At 43.1% G+C, this 18422-nt stretch carries 19 protein-coding genes, 2 tRNA genes and 1 pseudogene; 17 read left to right on the top strand and 5 right to left on the bottom strand.

All coding sequences use genetic code 11. The annotated features are described in order from the left end of the window. Positions 1–34: 34 nt before the first annotated feature. From MmiAt1_RS05565 to MmiAt1_RS05610, 10 genes and pseudogenes are all read left to right on the top strand, one after another. A complete protein-coding gene (locus MmiAt1_RS05565) occupies positions 35–628 on the top strand; it encodes a DarT ssDNA thymidine ADP-ribosyltransferase family protein (protein ID WP_318785907.1) in 594 nt (197 codons plus the stop codon). Positions 629–640: 12 nt separating this feature from the next. Then, positions 641–1669, top strand: coding sequence for a type II toxin-antitoxin system antitoxin DNA ADP-ribosyl glycohydrolase DarG (gene darG, locus MmiAt1_RS05570; protein WP_318785908.1), 1029 nt, complete (start codon positions 641–643; stop codon positions 1667–1669). Between the two features lie 117 nt (positions 1670–1786). Then, positions 1787–2863 (top strand): RNA-guided pseudouridylation complex pseudouridine synthase subunit Cbf5, encoded by a 1077-nt coding sequence (locus MmiAt1_RS05575; protein ID WP_318785909.1) that lies wholly within the window; start codon positions 1787–1789, stop codon positions 2861–2863. 41 nt (positions 2864–2904) lie between these two features. After that, a tRNA-Ser gene (locus tag MmiAt1_RS05580) sits at positions 2905–2987 on the top strand. Between the two features lie 234 nt (positions 2988–3221). Further along, a complete protein-coding gene (locus tag MmiAt1_RS05585) occupies positions 3222–3362 on the top strand; it encodes a hypothetical protein (protein WP_318785910.1) in 141 nt (46 codons plus the stop codon). Positions 3363–3834: 472 nt separating this feature from the next. Then, positions 3835–4341, top strand: coding sequence for a 30S ribosomal protein S13 (locus MmiAt1_RS05590; protein ID WP_318785911.1), 507 nt, complete (start codon positions 3835–3837; stop codon positions 4339–4341). Positions 4342–4353: 12 nt separating this feature from the next. Continuing rightward, positions 4354–5001, top strand: a pseudogene (locus MmiAt1_RS05595) (30S ribosomal protein S4); the annotation flags it as partial. A 68-nt stretch (positions 5002–5069) separates the two neighbouring features. Then, entirely contained in the window at positions 5070–5453 is a 384-nt protein-coding gene (locus MmiAt1_RS05600) for a 30S ribosomal protein S11 (RefSeq protein ID WP_133517100.1), read from the top strand. Between the two features lie 107 nt (positions 5454–5560). Continuing rightward, the gene (locus MmiAt1_RS05605) at positions 5561–6364 is read left to right on the top strand and encodes a DNA-directed RNA polymerase subunit D (protein ID WP_318785912.1); all 804 of its coding nucleotides are present in this window, start codon (positions 5561–5563) and stop codon (positions 6362–6364) included. Positions 6365–6646: 282 nt separating this feature from the next. Further along, positions 6647–6733: transfer RNA gene (locus MmiAt1_RS05610), tRNA-Leu, on the top strand. Between the two features lie 142 nt (positions 6734–6875). Here the strand turns inward: MmiAt1_RS05610 and MmiAt1_RS05615 are convergent. After that, positions 6876–7100 (bottom strand): hypothetical protein, encoded by a 225-nt coding sequence (locus MmiAt1_RS05615; RefSeq protein WP_318785913.1) that lies wholly within the window; start codon positions 7098–7100, stop codon positions 6876–6878. Between the two features lie 56 nt (positions 7101–7156). Here MmiAt1_RS05615 and cgi121 point away from each other — a divergent pair, with 56 nt between their 5' ends. The 4 genes from cgi121 (at position 7157) to MmiAt1_RS05635 (ending at position 10616) form a co-directional block, all read left to right on the top strand. Next, positions 7157–7672, top strand: coding sequence for a KEOPS complex subunit Cgi121 (gene cgi121, locus MmiAt1_RS05620; RefSeq protein ID WP_318785914.1), 516 nt, complete (start codon positions 7157–7159; stop codon positions 7670–7672). A 23-nt stretch (positions 7673–7695) separates the two neighbouring features. Next, a complete protein-coding gene (locus tag MmiAt1_RS05625; RefSeq protein WP_318785915.1) occupies positions 7696–7950 on the top strand; it encodes a hypothetical protein in 255 nt (84 codons plus the stop codon). Between the two features lie 76 nt (positions 7951–8026). Then, a complete protein-coding gene (gene glpX / locus MmiAt1_RS05630) occupies positions 8027–9109 on the top strand; it encodes a class II fructose-bisphosphatase (RefSeq protein ID WP_318785916.1) in 1083 nt (360 codons plus the stop codon). A 133-nt stretch (positions 9110–9242) separates the two neighbouring features. Continuing rightward, a complete protein-coding gene (locus MmiAt1_RS05635) occupies positions 9243–10616 on the top strand; it encodes a tRNA (N(6)-L-threonylcarbamoyladenosine(37)-C(2))-methylthiotransferase (protein ID WP_318785917.1) in 1374 nt (457 codons plus the stop codon). Between the two features lie 82 nt (positions 10617–10698). On the opposite strand, the gene purN is transcribed toward MmiAt1_RS05635, so the two are convergent. After that, positions 10699–11310, bottom strand: coding sequence for a phosphoribosylglycinamide formyltransferase (gene purN / locus MmiAt1_RS05640; RefSeq protein WP_318785918.1), 612 nt, complete (start codon positions 11308–11310; stop codon positions 10699–10701). Positions 11311–11445: 135 nt separating this feature from the next. Here purN and MmiAt1_RS05645 point away from each other — a divergent pair, with 135 nt between their 5' ends. Then, a complete protein-coding gene (locus tag MmiAt1_RS05645; RefSeq protein ID WP_318785919.1) occupies positions 11446–12606 on the top strand; it encodes a class I SAM-dependent methyltransferase in 1161 nt (386 codons plus the stop codon). Between the two features lie 94 nt (positions 12607–12700). On the opposite strand, the gene corA is transcribed toward MmiAt1_RS05645, so the two are convergent. Continuing rightward, complete coding sequence (gene corA / locus MmiAt1_RS05650) at positions 12701–13843, bottom strand: magnesium/cobalt transporter CorA (RefSeq protein WP_318785920.1); 1143 nt, start codon at positions 13841–13843, stop codon at positions 12701–12703. Between the two features lie 238 nt (positions 13844–14081). Here corA and MmiAt1_RS05655 point away from each other — a divergent pair, with 238 nt between their 5' ends. Together MmiAt1_RS05655 and MmiAt1_RS05660 are read left to right on the top strand one after the other, a co-directional pair. Then, the gene (locus tag MmiAt1_RS05655; RefSeq protein WP_318785921.1) at positions 14082–15059 is read left to right on the top strand and encodes a calcium/sodium antiporter; all 978 of its coding nucleotides are present in this window, start codon (positions 14082–14084) and stop codon (positions 15057–15059) included. Positions 15060–15193: 134 nt separating this feature from the next. Next, entirely contained in the window at positions 15194–16828 is a 1635-nt protein-coding gene (locus tag MmiAt1_RS05660; RefSeq protein WP_318785922.1) for a DHH family phosphoesterase, read from the top strand. Positions 16829–16837: 9 nt separating this feature from the next. Here MmiAt1_RS05660 and MmiAt1_RS05665 read toward each other — a convergent pair whose 3' ends face one another. Continuing rightward, positions 16838–17392 carry an ATP-binding protein gene (locus tag MmiAt1_RS05665; protein ID WP_318785925.1) on the bottom strand — a complete coding sequence of 185 codons (555 nt, stop codon included), beginning with the start codon at positions 17390–17392 and terminating at the stop codon, positions 16838–16840. A gap of 54 nt (positions 17393–17446) precedes the next feature. Continuing rightward, positions 17447–18217, bottom strand: coding sequence for an AlbA family DNA-binding domain-containing protein (locus tag MmiAt1_RS05670; RefSeq protein ID WP_318785923.1), 771 nt, complete (start codon positions 18215–18217; stop codon positions 17447–17449). Positions 18218–18422 lie beyond the last annotated feature (205 nt).

The raw sequence follows: 18422 nt of genomic DNA on the forward strand, positions 1-18422 counted from the left end.
GATTAATTCCCTAGTTGTCATGAATAAAAGATCCATGACAGCTAATATCAAAAATCAAAAATTGTTGTATCATCTGACAGATGCTGATAATTTTGAGTCTATTGTTTCCAATGGCTTACAATCCCGAAAGTCATGTCGCAATATTTCCTTTAAAGATGTGGCTGACCAAGAAATTATTTCATTTCGGGAAGAAGCCGGATTGGATGAATATGTTCCTTTCCATTTTTTTGCACAAAATCCATTTGACGGGCGTGTTCAGAAAAAATATCCTGATTCTGAATTTATATACATCTCTATTCGTAGGGATTTGGCACAGCATTACAATTTTCAAATCATTCCTCAACATCCGCTTTCAATGGATCCTTTTAAAATGTATGATTATAATGAAGGGATGGATATTATTGATTGGAATGCGATGAATTCCAGAGATTATCATGATCCTTATATCAAAAATGTCTGTATGGCAGAATGTGTCGGTAAGTACATAATTCCGGCAAAAACATTTCATTGTGTTTGGGTGCGGACAAATAAATCTAAAAGTTATGTTACTGATGTATTAATTAAACATAACATCGATAATGTTTATGTAAATCATAATCCCAGTATGTTTGTGAAAAGAGGTGTTTGAGGAACAACAATTATGATTCAATACACAACCGGAAATATCCTTGAATCCGATGCGGATTTTCTTGTTAATACCGTTAATTGTGAAGGGTATATGGGAAAAGGAATAGCTTATCAGTTTAAACTTCAATATCCTGAAAACAATAATGATTACGTTAAGGCATGCAGAAACGGTTCTCTTCATATTGGAACTTTGCATTATTTTGAAGAAAACGGAAAAATGATTATTAATTTTCCTACAAAAGATAAGTGGCGGGAAAATTCTCGGATTGAATTCATTGAATCCGGATTGAAAGAGCTGGTCATTTTAATTCAAAAACTTAACATAAAATCCATTGCTATACCTCCGCTTGGCAGCGGTAACGGCGGGTTAAATTGGAATGATGTAAAAATTGTTATTGAAAAATATCTGTCTGATATTGACTCTGATATTTTTATATATGAGCCGTCTCAAAATTATGTTTCTCAGCCAAAAGCTGCACCGAATTTGTCGGCTTCAGCTTTGGTTATAATTAAAATCCGAGAGCAGTTAAAATCTCAAAGTGCTTTTCGACTCCAAAAAACCGCTTATTTTGTCAATATTTTTTCGCAAACAAATTATTTCAATTTTTCAAGAAATAAATACGGGCCTTATGCAAATTCGATTAACATTATTGATAAAAATATTAATGAATTCAAAAATTATTACCGTTCTAAAGACTTGAAAGAAACTTATGATATTGCTTATACTAAGTTAATCAGCAAAAACGTAGATGAAAAATTATTGTTTTTATCTCCTTTCATTGAAAAAGCAGCGGTATATACGAATAATATTTCCGATGATCATAAATTGGAAGGACTTTCCACAATTCTGTATTTGCTGCAAGAGAACGGGACTTTGACAGAAGATGAAATTATATTGGAGTTTAAAAATTGGTCTGATGCAAAATCCAAAAGTTTCAATGAAACTGAAATTAAAAACGGGATTGATTACTTGATTCAAACAAAAGTCATTCAAATGAATTTGGTTGGTTACTGCCTTTCAAATATGAAATCTAAAAAATAATTTGTCAGTTCTGTTAATTTTCCGGCTTTCCGGTACGAAATTTAAAAAAGTGCCGGAATATTCTATTCTTTTCATCATCGTTATCTTTTTAATCCAAATCCCCGTTCTCTTTCATTAATGAAACAGCAAAAGGGAAAAGGAAAAAAAACGGAATCCGAACTTTACCGCAACGACTGGTTTTTTGCCGACAGCGGTGACTTTGCTGTTTTAACGGATTTGTCTTCCGATGGCGCTTACGGGATGCTTCCCGAAAATCGCCCGATTGAGGAATACATCAATAAAGGCGTTGTTGTTCTCAACAAACCTGCCGGCCCGACAAGCCACGAAGTGGCGGCTTTTGTCCGCGATATTTTGGAAGTCGATGTCGCCGGTCACTCGGGATCTCTTGATCCGGGTGTCACAGGCGTTCAGCCTGTCATGATCGGAAAAGCAACGCGGGCCGTTGCAGCGCTTCGTTTGTCCGGTAAAGAATATATTTGTCTGATGAAACTGCAGCGCTCTGTTCCCGAAAAACTGATCCGCTCAGCCGTTTCGGAATTCACCGGCAATGTTTATCAGATGCCGCCGGTCCGCTCGGCCGTGAAAAGACAGCTTCGTCTGCGCCGGATTTATTATGCCGACGTTTTGGAAATTCAGGACACTTATGTTTTGATGCGCGTCGGTTGTGAGGCCGGCACTTACATCCGAAAGCTGTGTCATGATCTCGGTCTTGCGCTCGGCGTCGGCGCGCAGATGCAGGAACTGGTCCGCTCCAAAGCGGGACCGTTTACCGATGCCCGACCCGTTTCTTTACAGGAACTCAAAGATGCTTACGTGATTTGGAAAGAAAACGGCGATGAATCATTCCTTCGCGAATTAATCCTGCCGATGGAATCGGCTTTTTCTCAATTGCCGCGTCTTGTCGTTCGCGACACGGCGGTTGACGCGCTTTGTTCCGGTGCTTTTTTGGGGCGGCCGGGTTTGGCAGGCTACAGCACCAATCTTAAAAAAGGCGATTTGGCCGCTGTTTTTACGCAGAAAGGCGAAATCATTTCTTTGTCCGTTGCGCTGATGTCTCCGGAAGAAATCGCTGAAAATGAACACGGCTTTGTTGCAAAACCAAAAGCGGTCTTAATGGAAAAAGGAATTTATCCGGCCGTTTGGAAGAACAAATCTGCCGAAGAAAACGGTCCGGTTTCTTCCGTTGAAGAATAAGGAATATATACCAGAAAACTATTTTATAACTCCTGCTTCGTGCCGAGGTAGTCTAGTGGTAGGGCGCAAGCCTGGAAAGCTTGTGGGGCGCAGCCCCTCGGGAGTTCAAATCTCCCTCTCGGCGCTTTTTACTTTCTTTTTTGCATTATTTACCTGCTTACTTTTGTTTTGTTTAGACTTTTGTTTTGTTTAGTTTGTTTTATTTTGATTTCAGTTTTAATTCCTGTTTAAATTTTATTTTCCGGAGTTCTATTGTATTCATTATTATATATCGTAATGTATATATCGGGGCTCTTCTTTCCGAAAAAACGTCTTTTTCTTAGAAACAAATATATTCTTAAACCTCATTTTTCTATCTATGGACGACACAGATTCACATCGTCTTCACAGGTCTCTGGTCTATTATTTGGTAAACATGGGTACACTGGATCAAATTTCTGATGCGGACGAAATGACGATTTCCGTCATTAAAGATATGTCTCAAAGTTATGCAGCTTGATCGGTTTGACTAAAAATGGTCGGAAGAGGGACAAGGAGGTGTCTTTGCTTTTCTGATCCGTTTATTTTTCTTTGTTTTTTCTTTCTTCTTCTTTTTATTTTTCTTTTCTTTCGGCTTTTGTTTTTGCTTTTTGTTTTGTTTTTATTTTGTTTGATTTCTATGATTTTATTTCGTTTTGTTGTTTTTTCTTATTCTTCTTGTTATGATTTGTTTTTCATCTCTGATTTTCATCTGATTTTTACCCGTTATTTCATCCGTTTTTCATCTCTGATTTATCCGGTCTTCATTCGATTCTCATTCTATTCTCGTTCAATTCTCATTCGATTTTCATCTCTGAAAAGGTTATATACGATGAATCCTTTAGGTTTCAAGCATTTGATTGAAGCCTGTTATCTTTTATCGGGCTGCGCGAACCTGTTTATTCATATGGTTCGGGCTACATGATGCGTTTTTCCCCTAAGGAGGAAAACATATGGCAAAGAAACAAAAGGAAAACTTAGAAGAAGGTCTTGAACCGGTCGCGGAAGTTGTGCCGGAAGAAGACGAAATAAAGCATCTTGTTCGTATTATGAATACCGACTTGAAAGGTGCCAACCAAGTTCAGTACGCTTTAACAGGTATTGACGGCATCGGTCTCCGTATTTCTAAAATTATTGCAAAAGACGCAGGCGTCGACCCCAAAGCAATTATCGGTTATTTACCCGATGAAGACGTTGCAAAATTGGACGCTGCGATCTTGAACATTGAAAAATCCACACCGGTCTGGATGCTGAACAGACAGAAAGATTTGATGACCGGTGAGAACAAGCACTTGCTCGGTATTGACATTGAATTGACGTTCAAAGAAGATACCAACAACTTGAAGAAAGTCCGTGCTTACAGAGGTCTCAGACACGAAAGAGGTCTCAAAGTCAGAGGACAGAGAACCAAATCCACAGGCAGACGCGGATCAACCGTCGGTGTCAGAAAGAAGAAGTGATGGTGAGTTGAAATGGTATATCCGGGTAAGAAACACAAGTCTTATGAAACACCGAACCACCCCTGGCAAGACACCAGAATGGCCGGTGAAGTTGAATTGGTCAAGGCCTACGGCCTGAGAAACAAAAGAGAAGTCTGGAAAGCGGAAAGTATTCTCCGTAAATACAGATCCGATGCAATGGGTCTTTTGGCCGTTGTCGCTTCTTCTCCCGACGGAGAATTGAAAGGACACGCCAAAGTCGAAGCTGATCAGATTCTCGGCAGATTAATCCGCTACGGTATCTTGAAACCCGGTGCAGACGTCGATGACATCCTCGGCCTTAAGCCGGAAAACATCCTCGAACGCAGACTTCAAACACAGGTTTTAAGACTCGGCCTTGCAAGAACAGTCCGCCAGTCCCGCCAGTTTATTACACACGGTCACATCGCAATCAACGGCAGAAGAGCAACCGTTCCGAGCATGCTCATTTCCAAAGAAGATGAAATGAACATCACTTACTACGGCGAATCCCCGTTGACCACGGAATCACACCCCGAAAGACCGATTCAGATCGCATCCGCAATCGCTGACGGCTTAACGCTCAGAGCAGCAGCCGAAAACAGCAAGAAAGCACGTGCTCAGGCAGAAGGCGGTAAGAAAGGCGGCAGAAGAGGCGGCAGAGGCGCACCCCGCGGTCCCCCGCGTACAGGCGGCGCAGCACCCGCAGCAGCTCCCGGGAGGAACTAATTATGTCTGAAATGAAATGGGCTGTCGCTCACATTAAATCTTCATTCAACAACACCATCATCACCGTGACAGACTTGACCGGTGCCGAAACCATCGCCAAATCTTCAGGCGGTATGGTTGTTAAAGCGGCCCGTGACGAAAGTTCACCGTACACGGCAATGCAGATGGCAAACCAACTTGCGGAACAGTTAAAAGACAAAGGCATCACCGGCATTCACATTAAAGTGAGAGCGCCCGGCGGCAACAAACAGAGAAACCCCGGACCCGGTGCACAGGCAACCATCCGTGCCTTTGCTCGTGCAGGTATCCGCATCGGCAGAATCGAAGACGTGACGCCTATCCCCCACGACGGTACCAGACCGAAGGGCGGCAAGCACCGCGTCTAAGTTTAAATATTACAAAAACATTTTTCAAAATACGAAATTTGAACGGATTTTTCCGTTCTCCTTTTCTATTTTGATTTCTCTATTTTTGGAACATCAGGTGAATTAAGATGGATATTGATATTATCGAGTTGTCCAAAGGCTCGGCGAAATTTGTCCTTTCGGGCACAAACCCTGCTTTTGCAAACGGTATTCGCCGCGCAATGATTGCAGACGTTCCGACGCTTGCGATTGAGTACGTGAATTTGTATGACAACACGTCCGTTCTCTACGATGAGCAGCTCGGCCTCCGTCTTGCGCTCGTTCCTTTGACAACAGACGGCGACTATGTCCCGCAATCCGAATGCAGCTGCGGTGCTGTTGACGGTGCAGGCTGTCCCAACTGCGAAGTTTCTCTTCGCTTGGACGTGGAAGGTCCGAAAATGGTCTACTCAGGCGATTTCATTTCCGCAGACCCGAAAGTTCACCCCGCGGATGAAAAAATTCCGATCGTTGAACTCAAGGAAGGTCAGCGTGTTATGCTTGAAGCGATTGCTCATGTCGGCTACGGCCGCGACCATGTTCGCTGGCAGGCAGGCGTTGCATGCGGTTACAAGCACACGCCGTCCGTGGAAGTCGAACCGTGTCCCGAGTGCGGCAACACATTTGTCGAATGTCCCGAGAACGCCGTTTTCATGGCGCGCAGTGTTGAAAATTTAACGGAAAAAGACGAATTGAAATGCGTTAAATGCGGTAACGCCAGACACATTTTCGATTTGACGGATCCGACGCTCAAAGTGTCTTATGATCAGCACACATTTGTTTTTTCTTTAGAATCCGACGGATCTTATTCGTCCTCTGAGTTGGTTTTAAAAGCGGCAGATGTCATCAAAGGACGCGCTCAGGAATTTTCCGACATTTTAAAAGATTTGTAAAAATTTTGCTCGCTTCGCTCACAAAATTTCATGGGCGGGGGAGGGCGGTGTTTGCAGAAAAATTGCTTCGCAATTTTTTCAGACTTCGCCGTCGATTGGAGAGTCGGTGTTTGCAGAAAAAATTGCTTCGTAATTTTTTAGGCTTCGCCTCATTCTCTTAAATTTTGAGAATTTTGTTTGATTTTTGGTTTTGTTTTTCAAATCAAAAACCAGTGTAACAACACCTTTATATACGATAAATCGTATTTTGGGCTTGTTCGTTTATCGAATGTATTTCAATGTGCGAGGGTTGCCCAGCCGGTCAAAGGCGCTAGGTTGAGGGCCTAGTCTCGTAGGAGTTCGTGGGTTCGAATCCCATCCCTCGCACCAAACTTTAAAACAATGACTGGAATCTCAAGTTTCTTTTTTTCAAAAACTTTAAATTAAATAATTTTATTACGTTTTTAAAAATACAACATTCATCTTCTTCATTGTGTTTTTATTTAAACCATATTCCAAACATTATTCTTATTTAATAAAAACCATATACATCTTCTAAAATTATCTGAAGGGCAAATTCAAATTCTTTTGTCAGTTCTTCATCTATTTGTTCATTTATAGTAATGCCTTCGTCCGAATATTGAATTGTTGGATTTCTCTCTTTGAAAATTTCCATTATTCCATTTCTCATTTTTTCAAATTCTTCTGGATAATGCTCTATTCCATATCTGTTTTCTAATTCTTTTCTCCAATTCATTTTTTTCTCCTCTATTATCCCTAATCTTTTTAATCATTTATTTCTTTCTTTAATTTATGGCTGAAATTCTTCTTATAGGTTTTATTTTTATTCGAGATTTACCAACCTTTTTACAATCTCTCAACGATTTTTCATCAAAACACAACGTCAAAATTCAAGGCTTCGATGCTCGAAAAATCGTTGACATTGACCACTTGTATCTTTCAATTCACCGCGCTCGCGAGTCTTTTTCAAACAGCGTAAACGAAGCCAAAGACATTGGTCTCGAAGTCCTTCGTTTTTCATCAGGCCAGCGAAAAATCGACAAGTCTTTTTCAATGGGCTTAATTCAAGGCGAAAACCGCTCTGTTTTTGTTCTTTTCGGCGATTCGGAGGAATGTGTTCAAAAAGCGGAAAACGCGTTTAAAGCCGAATTCGGGCTTTCGGATTTTCCCGAAATTTCTCTCGAAGAAAAAAAGCCGTTTTTGATGAAACAATTCGACATCACCGAAGACGAACTTCAAACTGTCGGCGAAGATCGAATCAAAGATTTAGTGTTGGAACGCGTGGCGCTTGTTGATGTGACGCGCTGATTTGAAGGTACCGGTGACATCAGATGCAGCAGGTATTTCCATATGCATCGTCTCATTTTTATCACATCCGCTCGCTGCGCGAGCGTGGGCACAGATTACCTTCCGTTTTCCGTTTGGCACAGATTACCTTACTGTTTGCGTTTGCTGTTGTTACCTTACTGTTTGCGTTTGCTGCTGTCACTGCCGCCGCCGACGCGCGAACCGCTCCGATTTCAATCATTTTCAGCAAAATCGCCTCTCATTTTTTCAAAATTCAAAACAAAACCGGTCAGACTTGAAAAACTTTTAACTATGAGCAATCCCATTAAAAAACATTTTAAGATTTACATACAATGAGAAAATGAGTGATTTCAAATGCCGCACCCGAAAACAACTGAAGAGATGATGGCCGCCGCCGGTCCGATTGAAAAGAATTTATCTTTGTCTTTGCTTCAAATTACGGAAGCTGCCGCTGTTGCATCCGCGTATCAGATCGGAAAAGGCGACCGCAAGTATGCCGATCACGTCGCGGTTGAAGCGATGCGCCGCGTTTTGAATCATATTGATCTGAAAGGAACGGTTAAAATCGGCGAAGGTGAAAGAGACGAGGCGCCGATGCTTTATATCGGCGAAGAAGTCGGCACCGGAAACGGTCCTGTTGTTGAAATCGCGGTTGATCCTTTGGAGGGCACGAATTTGGCGGCGGACGACGTGAACGGATCAATTGCCGTCATGTCCATGGCCGAAAAGGACGGCATTTTTTACGGCCCCGACATTTATTTTGATAAAATCGTTGTCGGCCCGAAAGTCGTTTTGCATGAAAAGAAAACGGGCGAAAAAGTCAACTTGGACGCGCCTGTTCTTCAGAATCTGACAATCGTTTCAAAAGCGCTCGGCAAAAAGAGAGAAGATTTGGTCGTCGTCGTTTTGGACCGCGACAGACACAAACAGCTTGTCAGAGACATCCGCGCAGCCGGCGCACGCGTCCGTTTAATTCCGGACGGCGACTTGCTTCCGGGTGTCATGACCTGCTTTGCCGATTCCGGCGTCGACATGGTAATGGGATCCGGCGGCTCGGGCGAAGCCGTTTTGACGGCGAGCGCTCTGAAAGGCCTCGGCGGCAAAATCACGGGGCGCCTTGTTTTGCCGAGCGTTGCCAACGAAAAATCCGACGAAGAAATCTTAAAAGAATTTGCGGAAAAGCTGCCCCGCTTGGAAATGATGGGAATTCCCGAACACGAAATTGATTTGATCCGGGAAACCGATGACTTGGTTCCGGGAAAAGACGTCATTTTCGCGGCCACCGCCGTCACCGACGGTCCGTTCATGAAAGGCACAAAACTCCTCGGCGAAGGAGATGCCTGCATGACAAGCATTTTGGTCGGAAGTTCCGGCGTCGTCCGCGTGACGCAAAGCGTTTACGTCAAAGATAAGGAAAACAAATCCTTTTCCGTCTGAAATAAAATGCAGAACATAGAAACGCACAACATAGAAATGCAGAACATAGAAACGCAGAATATAGAAACGCAGAAACATAAAAACAGAAACACAAAATGTTAATTCAAAACAATCTGTTCCTTTTATTTTTAACATGAAAATTTATTTTGAAACATTCGGATGTTCCGCCAATCAGGCCTCGGCTGAAACGATGCGCGGAATTATCCGAAACACGGGTTTTGATTTCTCAAGCGAAGCCGAAGCGGATGTTTATGTCTGCAACAGCTGTACGGTCAAGTATACGACCGAGCAGAAAATTCTTCATAAAATCCGGCAGTTCGGCGAGCAGGGAAAAGACGTCATCGTCTGCGGCTGCATGCCTGAAGTCCAGTTGGATCTGATTTTAAACGCGAACCCCGAAGCTTTTATCGTCGGCGTCCGTTCCGTGAACGGTCTTCGTGACGTTCTTTTGAAAATAAGCGGCAGAACGGCAGTGCAGAACGCTGAAGCCGAAGCAGAAACAAAAACGGCCGAAAATCATAATCCGAATCCTCTCGATTACGTTCCCGTCCGAATTTCATCCGCTTCTCCCGACGGTTTTTTGAATCTTCCGAAAATCCGCTATCATGAAAACATTCACATCTGCCAGATTTCAACCGGCTGCCGCTTCGGCTGCTCTTACTGCATTGTCCGCCTTGCCCGCGGCGATTTGATTTCATTTCCGCCGGAAGAAATCGTTCGCGATGTTCAAACGGCTGTTGCCGAAGGCTGTTCCGAGATTTGGCTGACATCACAGGACGACAGTCAATACGGTATGGATTTTTCAAAAGAATCGCCGTACGCAGACATCCGGCTGCCTGCGCTTCTGAAACAGATTGCGGACATTCCGGGCGACTTTAAAATCCGCGTCGGCATGATGAATCCGTTTTCAATCAAACCGATTCTTTCGGAATTAATTGATGCCTTTAATCATCCGAAAATTTACAAATTTCTGCACATTCCGATTCAATCCGCATCGGAAGATGTTCTCAAAACGATGAACCGTCATTATTCGATGAAAGACGTCGATGAGATTATCGCCGCTTTCAAAGAGCGGTTCCCCGATTTGACTTTGTTTACCGACATCATTGTCGGATTTTGCGGCGAAACCGATGCCGATTTTGAAGAAACAACCGATTGGGTTCAAAAATACAAACCCGATAAAATCAACATTTCCAAATATTCCCCGCGCCCGGGAACAAAAGCTTTCCCCATGCGCAATCTTGACTCCAGAATTCTGACCGCCCGCTCCCGCGAGCTGACGGAACTGACGGACAAGCTGAAGCAGGAAACAAAAAACGAACGCATCGGAAACATCGAAGACGTTTTTATTTCCAAATACGGCAAAGAAAGCGGTGTTTTGGCAAGAACGGCAGATTACAAGCCCGTCGTTTTGAATGAAAAAGGATTAAAACCCGGCATGACCGTCAAAGCCAAAATCGTCGAAGCAACGCCCGGATATTTTATCGGCGAATTAGTTCAAAATTAATTATTGATTGAATCATTTCAAATTTTTAACTCAACCGTTTCTGTTTTGTCTCAACCGGTTTTGTTTTTAATTCTGTTATTTATTATTTCTTTATTTTAACAATTCTGTCGTTGACTTCCAGTTTTCCGTCAACGAAAAGTTTGACAACTTCGCGGTAGGCTTTGTTTTCTTCAACAAGCAGCCGTTCGGCAAGCGTGTCCGCAGTGTCGTCTTCCAGAACGGGAATGATTTTCTGCATAATAATCGGGCCGGCATCCAAATCCGGTTCGACGAAATGAACGGTGCAGCCGGTAAACTTGACGCCGTATTCAATCGCCTGTTTCTGCGCGTTCAAACCTTTAAATGACGGCAGAAGCGACGGATGAATGTTAATGATTCTGTTTTTGTATTCCTGAATCACGGAGTCGCTGATGATTCTTAAATAGCCGGCCAAAAGAACAAGATCGGTTTCCCTTTCTTTTAAAATTTCAAGAACTTTGTCATCGTATTCCTGACGGGATGAAAACTCGGCGGGATTGACAAAAACACCTTCGATTCCGTGCGTCTCGGCGCGCTTGAGCGCAAACGCATTTTCCTTATCGCTGATGACGCAGGCGATTTCAACGTTTTGAATTTCTCCGCTTTCAATTGCGTCAATGACGGACTGCAAATTTGTTCCCCTGCCGGATACCAAAACCGAAATTTTAACTGTCAAATTTATATCCTCTCTTGCTGAATAAGTGTTTTATAAAGCGTGCTTCCTATTAAAAATTCTCGTTCATGACAAATTCGATCCGAAAAAGATTTGTTTCCAACAAGATTATAAAAGAGCAAAATGATGAATGAAACAATGCAAAATCAAACTTCCTCCGGCGACGGCGAATCCGCTGTCCGGTATGCATTCCGCGTACACAAAGAAGACGGCGAGCCTGTCCGCCGCATCTTAGATGAGTTTGATGTCATTGATCATTCCTGCAAACCGTTTGCAGATGATGTTTATCTGTATCTGCCGCTTCTGCGCTATCCCGAAAAAGAAGAACGTTTGGAAATTCGGGACCGTTTGATGCATCTCATTTTACAGCTCCCACATCCGACAGAGAAAATGCAGTATCACAGCTGGTATGTCAAAGATTTGTCTTTTAAAACGCATACAAAAGTTCCGACGGTTTCCGATCTTTTGGGATTTTCGCCGGCATACGAGATTATCGGCGACATTGCCGTTCTGGACGACAAAAGTGAATCCGACAAAAGTGAATCCGACAAAAGTGAATCCGACAAAAATAAACCTGACAACATTTATCCGGCAGACGTTTCTGAAATTGCCGCAGCCATTTTAAAAGCGCATTCGGCGGTTAAAACCGTTCTGCTTTCCAAAGGTCCGATTTCCGGAGAGTTCCGGACGCGGGATTTGGAATTTTTGGCCGGCGTTAACAAAACAGAAACTGTTCACAAAGAATACGGCTGCAAATACAAAGTGGATTTGGCCCGCGCTTATTTCACGCCGCGCCTGTCAACCGAGCGCCGCCGGATTGTGGAACAAATTAAAAAAGGCGACACCGTGATTGATATGTTTGCCGGTGTCGGTCCTTACAGCATTTTTATTGCAAAACAGGCGGCGCCCACTTTGGTAATCGCCAACGACAAAAACGAAGCCGCGGTTGAACTTCTGAACGAAAATATCGCGCTCAATAAAGTCACAAATATTGAGGCTCTCAACGAAGATGCGGCGGTTTTATCGGAAAAATATGCCGGCGCCGGAGACCATGTGATTATGAATTTGCCGCATAACGCCTGTGACTTTTTGGACACGGCTGTTTCATTGTGCAAAGCCGGCGGCGTCATTCATTATTACGCCATGACGTCGGATGATGATTTGTTTGACGGGTCTGTTGAACTGATCCGGTCGGCGGCTGAAAAACAAGGCAGGGGAATCACTGTTCTTGAAAGGCGAAACGTTCGATCTTACGCGCCTCATCAGTATAATATCTGTTTGGACGTCAAAATCTTGTAAAAACGATGACAGTTTGGTTACTTTAAAAAAAATAAATCTTCGTTTTTCTTATTCTCTAAAATTGATGCGGCCCGCGCGCGGCGGGACACCCGCTTTAAATCCATTTTTTGTTTCTGAAAAACAGAAGCATTCCGACCAAAATGACAGCCATCAGAGCAAGGCAGGCGTAATAGCCGTATTCCCAATACAGTTCCGGCATGTTGGTGAAATTCATGCCGTAAATGCCGGCAATAAATGTCAGCGGAATAAAGATTGTTGAAATCACGGTTAAAATCCGCATCGTGTCGTTCAGGCGGTTGGAAATGCCGGTTGTGTACAAATCATAAACGCCCGTTAAAATTTCGTGATCGTTTTCGATTGAATCGGTGATTCGGACAACGTGGTCAAAAACGTCCCGAAACAGAATTCGTGTCGGTTTTTTAATCAAACTTGATTCACTTTTTTCCATCTTTTCCGTGATGGTGATGACGGGCCAGACTTCCTTTTTAAAAGAGGACAGCTCGTGGCGGATTTGATTGATTTCTTCGGCGCCTTCCTTGTCGGGATTTTTAATGATGCGCTTTTCAACATTGTCCAGCCATTCGTCAAAGAATTCGACGACATAAAGATAATGGTCGACAATCATGTCAATCATCGCATATGTCAGGTAATCCGTTCCGTATTTAATCATTTTTCCTTTCTTTTTGAGACGGTCGGTGACAGAATCAAAAATGTGCGGCTCGTCTTCGCAGAAACTCAGAACAACTTTCTCAAACGTCACGATGCTGACTTGGCTGTCTTTTATTTCTTTGATTTCGCCGTCGAATCGGATTTGCTTGATGATTGTAAACAGATAATTTTCATAATCTTCCGTTTTTGGGCGCTGTTCCATGTTTAAAATGTCTTCCAAAACCAATGAGTTGATTTGAAAAATTTCTCCGATTTTGATGACATTTTCGACATCCCACAAGCCCGAAACGTGAATCCATGTCGTCTTGTCGGTTTGATTCAGCGCTTTGATGTCATCGGCGTTTTGAATTGTTTTTTCAGTATATTCCGATTCATTGTATTGGATGACGCGGATTGTGCTTTTTTCTTTCAGCGTTTGATCATCTTTTCCGTCGTCATCGACATACATCAGTGTGCCGGGCGGAAGTCCGACTTTGTCCGACTCTTTCGCGACCGGCGTTTCAAAAACAGCTGCCGTATCGTTTTCAAAATCTTCGCTCTTTTGATCTGCTTTCAGTTCTTCCGGCATTTTTTTAATTCCCCTTTTATCCAAAACCTATTTATTGTTCAATTTGTTTTATCAATTTGCTTTTCAGTTTGTTTTAATGATTGTTTCTTTTGATATTTTATACAACCTTTTTATATATAATTGTCATTTACTTTTTTACAAATTCTTTCTTGCGGTTGCTGCGTGATTTTGCTTTCTGCTTTGAAGATTCGGCCGCCGGAAATTCCGGCGGTCAAAGTAATAATTGGTGGATTAAAAAATGACTATAGATGGTCTCCTCATATATGTTTTATTTATTATCGGCCTGGCCTTAATCGGATTCGGTGCCGGCTGGTTCGTTGATGCCGCTGTTAATATTTCCAAAAGATACGGCATCCCGAAAGCCGTCATCGGTGCGACAATCGTCAGTTTCGCGACAACAGCTCCCGAATTTTTGGTCAGCTTTATGGCCGCGCTCAACGGCCAGGCAGACATGGCAATCGGCAACGCGGTCGGTTCAACAATCTGTAATATCGGTATTGCAATCGGTTTCATCGTCATGCTGAAAACGGTCGCCGTTGACGATAAGAGTTTTAACGTCAAAGCCCTCATGATGCTGGCGTCCGGCGCTGTTCTGTTCTTCTTAAGCTGGAACGGCGTCATCACAAAAATGGACGGTATCATTCTGCTCGTCATTTTCGTGGCTTACATGGCATACACTTACTGGGATCAAAAGAAAGAGCCCAAAAAACCCGAAGACGACGCACCTGTTCCCCGCAAAGGCATTTGGGCGAAAATCAAAATCAAAGATTCTTATTTGGATGTCTTAATGTTCCTCGTCGGCGCGGTTTTCGTTGTCGGCGGCAGCCGTCTTGTCGTGACGAACGGAACGGAAATTGCAACGCAGCTCGGCATTCCCGAACTCATCATCAGTTTGACGCTGATTTCCATCGGCACGTCGCTGCCTGAAATCATTACGGCGATTACCTCTTACAGAAAAGGTTTTCAGGACCTTTCCATCGGAAACATTGTCGGTGCCAACATTTTGGACATTACCATGATTTTAGGTGTTTCGTCCATGTTCGTTGATTTGACCGTCAACAGTCAGCTTCTCCGCTATGATTACATCTTTATGATGCTGCTGTTTGTTCTGGTCGCGTTTTTCGGCTACCGGAAAAAGATTACGAGATGGCAGGGCGCAATTATCGCTCTGGTTTATGTCGTCTACCTGGCCGGTTTGATTCTGACGATGGCATGAATGCGAATGTTTATGAACATAACCGATATCAGGATATAACAAAACAACAATAAAAATAACAATAAAAGTAAAAATACATTTCATAGAAATACAATTCAAAAACAACACAAATATAACTTAAAGCAAGTGACATTATGGTAAATTATCAGTCCATGCCCGAATCCGAAAAAATCCGGCATTTGAAAAAACAGGCCGATTCAGCCGCGCGTTTCATCAAACAGTATTCTCATGTCTGTTTGGTGACGCACAATGATTCGGACGGACTGACAAGCGCTGCCATTATGATTCAGGCGTTTCAGCGGGAAAGCATCACGTATTATCATAAAATTTTCCCGAAACTGGACGCTTCACTTGTTTCTGTTTTAGCGTCTTCTTATCCCGAAGACTTTCTGATTGTTTTCTGCGACATCGGAAGCGGACAATCCGAATTTTTATCCGCACTTCCGAATCCGATGGTGATTTTAGATCATCACGTCCCTGTCGGCAAAAGTCCGGCAAAAGTTGTCGTCAATCCGATAACGGTCGGACTGGAAGGTTCTTACATGATTTCCGGCGCGGGTGTTTCTTACCTGACGGCGCGGGCGATGCGGGCCGAAAACGTCGATCTTTCTTCTTTGGCCGTTGCCGGCATGATCGGCGACCGCCAGCTGATGGTTGCCGCAAACGCCGAAATCCTGGCGGAAGCCAAAGAGGCCGGCGTCGTTGTCAGCCGCCACGGTTTAAAAGTCGGTGACGGCAAGTTGTTTGATGTTTTCATGCGGACGACCGAACCGTATTTGGATATCACGGGAAAACCGGATGAAATCCGCTCTTTTTTGGCGGGCTTGAATCTGGATGAAAATAAAAACATTCATGATCTCAGCGACGCGGATATGAACCGTTTATGCGACGCCGTTTTGGCGAAGCTTGCGCCTCTTGACAGTCCCGACGCGGTCGAAGCGGCGGCCGGCGAAATTTATTATCTTAAAAATCAATTGGTTGAGAATGTTTTTGACTTGGCCGGCATTTTGGACAGCTGCAGCAAAGACGATGATTTTGAAGCGGCAATCGCGCTTTGTTTGGGCGACGCTTCCGTTCTTGACAAATGCTTTGAAAATTACAGGATGATTCAGGAAACGCTTGTCAAAAACCTGGAAACGGTTTTGCCGACGGCGCGGCAGCTTTCAAATCTGTCTTATATTTACGGCAAGGATCTGCATTCGGCCGGCAATATTTCAACCACTTACATCCGGTATGTCAATCCGAGCAAGCCTTTCGTTTGCCTGAATGAAAACGACGGCGTGACCCGAATTTCATCCCGCGGAACGCGCGGTTTGATCAAACAAGGCTTGGATTTGTCTGTTGCCGTCAAAATTGCGGCGGAAAGCGTCGGCGGCAGCGGCGGCGGCCACAATATTGCATCCGGCGGCCTTTTGCCTCCCGGAAATGAAACCGCAGTTGCTTTTATGAATAAATTGAATGAAATCGTCGGCGAGCAACTTTCCGGAAACTCCAAAAAATCCGCTCCGGCCGTTCGTATTTCCGGCTCCGTTTGTTTTGTTGATGAAACCGATTCCGAAATTGAGGAAAAGCTTTCCGAAAAGCTGGTGGTTTCTTTGGCGCCCGACAATCTTTACGGCACAAAGACAACAATTCGCGACGGCTGTTCCGAAGTTTTCATGGAATCGGATAAAATCGGTTCTGTTTTGTCGACGGCCGATGATTTATTAATGAATGCCGACGGCGCGGTCCGTGTGAAAAAGGCTTCTGAAAAAAATGATGAAAAATGATTCACAGATTCAGTCTTTTGCTTTTTTGGTGTATTTTGTACTCCTTCCGCCGCCAATTGTTTGTATTTTTCCTTTTTCAGCGAGTCTTTTCAAAACCCTTAACGCTTTCGCCTGAGATGCGCCTAATGCGGTTTCTATATCTTGCCTGGTAATAAACTCATTTTCATCGAACAGAATCATTACGATTTGTTCATCGCCTGTGCGGCTTTCGGTTTCAGCAGGTTTATTTTGCACGGCGGTTTTATCTTGCGCAGCGTTTTTATTTTGCGGTTTAGCTGACACACCGGTCGCCGTATCATTTTCGTCGGCTGTGTTCGGGAGGGTTATTTTAAAAGCATTATTTGTCGCTTCAATCTGTGGTTTATTCTCGTATCCATTATAATTGTGCATAATTTTCGGTATGCCTGTTCCATAGGATTCAATGAATGTCAAGCGATAGAATATATTGGCAAGGTTACGATTGCGTGTTACAGATATGCCCAATTTAACATCATCAAGGGTGATGCCTTTTACCAATCCGCCGATTGAAACGAATTCAATATAGTTCTCGAAAATATTAATCAGCGTGCTGTCACGGAATGAGTAATCTCGATGAACAACGGCATTAAGAAGTGCTTCTCATATTGCTTCAGTCGGATAATCCCGTACATCCGTGCGATGCAAACCGTTAATGTCGGAGCGAATATTGTTGTAGCGGTCAATAAACTCATAAACATCATTGAGCTGACTGAAGAGGGAGCCGGAAAATTCTCGCCTGTCTTTAAACTGTTCTTTTTCATCGCCTTCGTAAACAGCTAATTTTATTGTATGGATACACTGGTCTGAAAGAAGCAAACCCAAATTCGTATAAATGTCGTCTGCATTTTTTATTTGCAGCGTTTTCTTTTGATTTTCTTCAAAAGAAATATTGTGCTTTGCAAATTCTTTTTCAGCACATTCAAAAGTTAAATCCTGATTAAGAGAACGCACTTCCTCGTAAGTTTCTCCGTCTGTATCTTTAATCATATGCAGAATGGCCGTCTCAGTTGCCGGGACGGATGAGGCTCCCTGGCGCACAAATACGCCTTCGGGACGGATCCCTTTACCGGTCAGATAATAAGGACTGGCCGTTCCTTTTTGTACGGAAATAATGAGAATGGTTTTATTGCCGATTTGCTCTTTTTTGTAGTCGGTAAAGAGTGTTACATCGGGCTTTATGCTGTCGCGGACAGCATTGCTTACTTTAAGTATTGTTTCATTCACGTTTTCAATACCTGCAACATCGCCGTCATCTTCAATACCGATATAAATCGTGCCGCCGTTTGTATTGACAAAAGCGATTACAGTTTTTATGATTTCATTTGTATATTCACGTTTTAATTCTGTTGTTGAATCTTCGATTAAAACCATAATTTCTTCCTCGATTTACTCTAATCATCCTTAATCTATTCTAATCATCTTTAATCTGTTCTAATCATCCTTAATCTATTCTAATCATCCTTAATCTATTCTAATCATCCTTAATCTATTCTAATCATCCTTAATCTATTCTAATCATCCTTAATCTATTCTAATCATCCTTAATCTATTCTAATCATCCTTAATCTATTCTAAT

The organism is Methanimicrococcus hacksteinii, from assembly GCF_032714515.1.
Classification (GTDB): Archaea; Halobacteriota; Methanosarcinia; order Methanosarcinales; family Methanosarcinaceae; genus Methanimicrococcus; species Methanimicrococcus hacksteinii.

What these genes read in the sequence shown, in the direction of transcription:
- MmiAt1_RS05585 (WP_318785910.1), top strand. Translation starts at nt 3,222, where the DNA reads ATGGACGACACAGATTCACATCGTCTTCACAGGTCTCTGGTCTATTAT.
- MmiAt1_RS05605 (WP_318785912.1), top strand. Translation starts at nt 5,561, where the DNA reads ATGGATATTGATATTATCGAGTTGTCCAAAGGCTCGGCGAAATTTGTC.
- MmiAt1_RS05565 (WP_318785907.1), top strand. Translation starts at nt 35, where the DNA reads ATGACAGCTAATATCAAAAATCAAAAATTGTTGTATCATCTGACAGAT.
- MmiAt1_RS05655 (WP_318785921.1), top strand. Translation starts at nt 14,082, where the DNA reads ATGACTATAGATGGTCTCCTCATATATGTTTTATTTATTATCGGCCTG.
- MmiAt1_RS05625 (WP_318785915.1), top strand. Translation starts at nt 7,696, where the DNA reads ATGCAGCAGGTATTTCCATATGCATCGTCTCATTTTTATCACATCCGC.
- MmiAt1_RS05645 (WP_318785919.1), top strand. Translation starts at nt 11,446, where the DNA reads ATGCAAAATCAAACTTCCTCCGGCGACGGCGAATCCGCTGTCCGGTAT.
- MmiAt1_RS05660 (WP_318785922.1), top strand. Translation starts at nt 15,194, where the DNA reads ATGGTAAATTATCAGTCCATGCCCGAATCCGAAAAAATCCGGCATTTG.
- MmiAt1_RS05615 (WP_318785913.1), bottom strand. Translation starts at nt 7,100, where the DNA reads ATGAATTGGAGAAAAGAATTAGAAAACAGATATGGAATAGAGCATTAT.
- MmiAt1_RS05575 (WP_318785909.1), top strand. Translation starts at nt 1,787, where the DNA reads ATGAAACAGCAAAAGGGAAAAGGAAAAAAAACGGAATCCGAACTTTAC.
- MmiAt1_RS05635 (WP_318785917.1), top strand. Translation starts at nt 9,243, where the DNA reads ATGAAAATTTATTTTGAAACATTCGGATGTTCCGCCAATCAGGCCTCG.
- MmiAt1_RS05600 (WP_133517100.1), top strand. Translation starts at nt 5,070, where the DNA reads ATGTCTGAAATGAAATGGGCTGTCGCTCACATTAAATCTTCATTCAAC.
- MmiAt1_RS05590 (WP_318785911.1), top strand. Translation starts at nt 3,835, where the DNA reads ATGGCAAAGAAACAAAAGGAAAACTTAGAAGAAGGTCTTGAACCGGTC.
- MmiAt1_RS05670 (WP_318785923.1), bottom strand. Translation starts at nt 18,217, where the DNA reads ATGGTTTTAATCGAAGATTCAACAACAGAATTAAAACGTGAATATACA.
- corA (WP_318785920.1), bottom strand. Translation starts at nt 13,843, where the DNA reads ATGCCGGAAGAACTGAAAGCAGATCAAAAGAGCGAAGATTTTGAAAAC.
- glpX (WP_318785916.1), top strand. Translation starts at nt 8,027, where the DNA reads ATGCCGCACCCGAAAACAACTGAAGAGATGATGGCCGCCGCCGGTCCG.
- cgi121 (WP_318785914.1), top strand. Translation starts at nt 7,157, where the DNA reads ATGGCTGAAATTCTTCTTATAGGTTTTATTTTTATTCGAGATTTACCA.
- darG (WP_318785908.1), top strand. Translation starts at nt 641, where the DNA reads ATGATTCAATACACAACCGGAAATATCCTTGAATCCGATGCGGATTTT.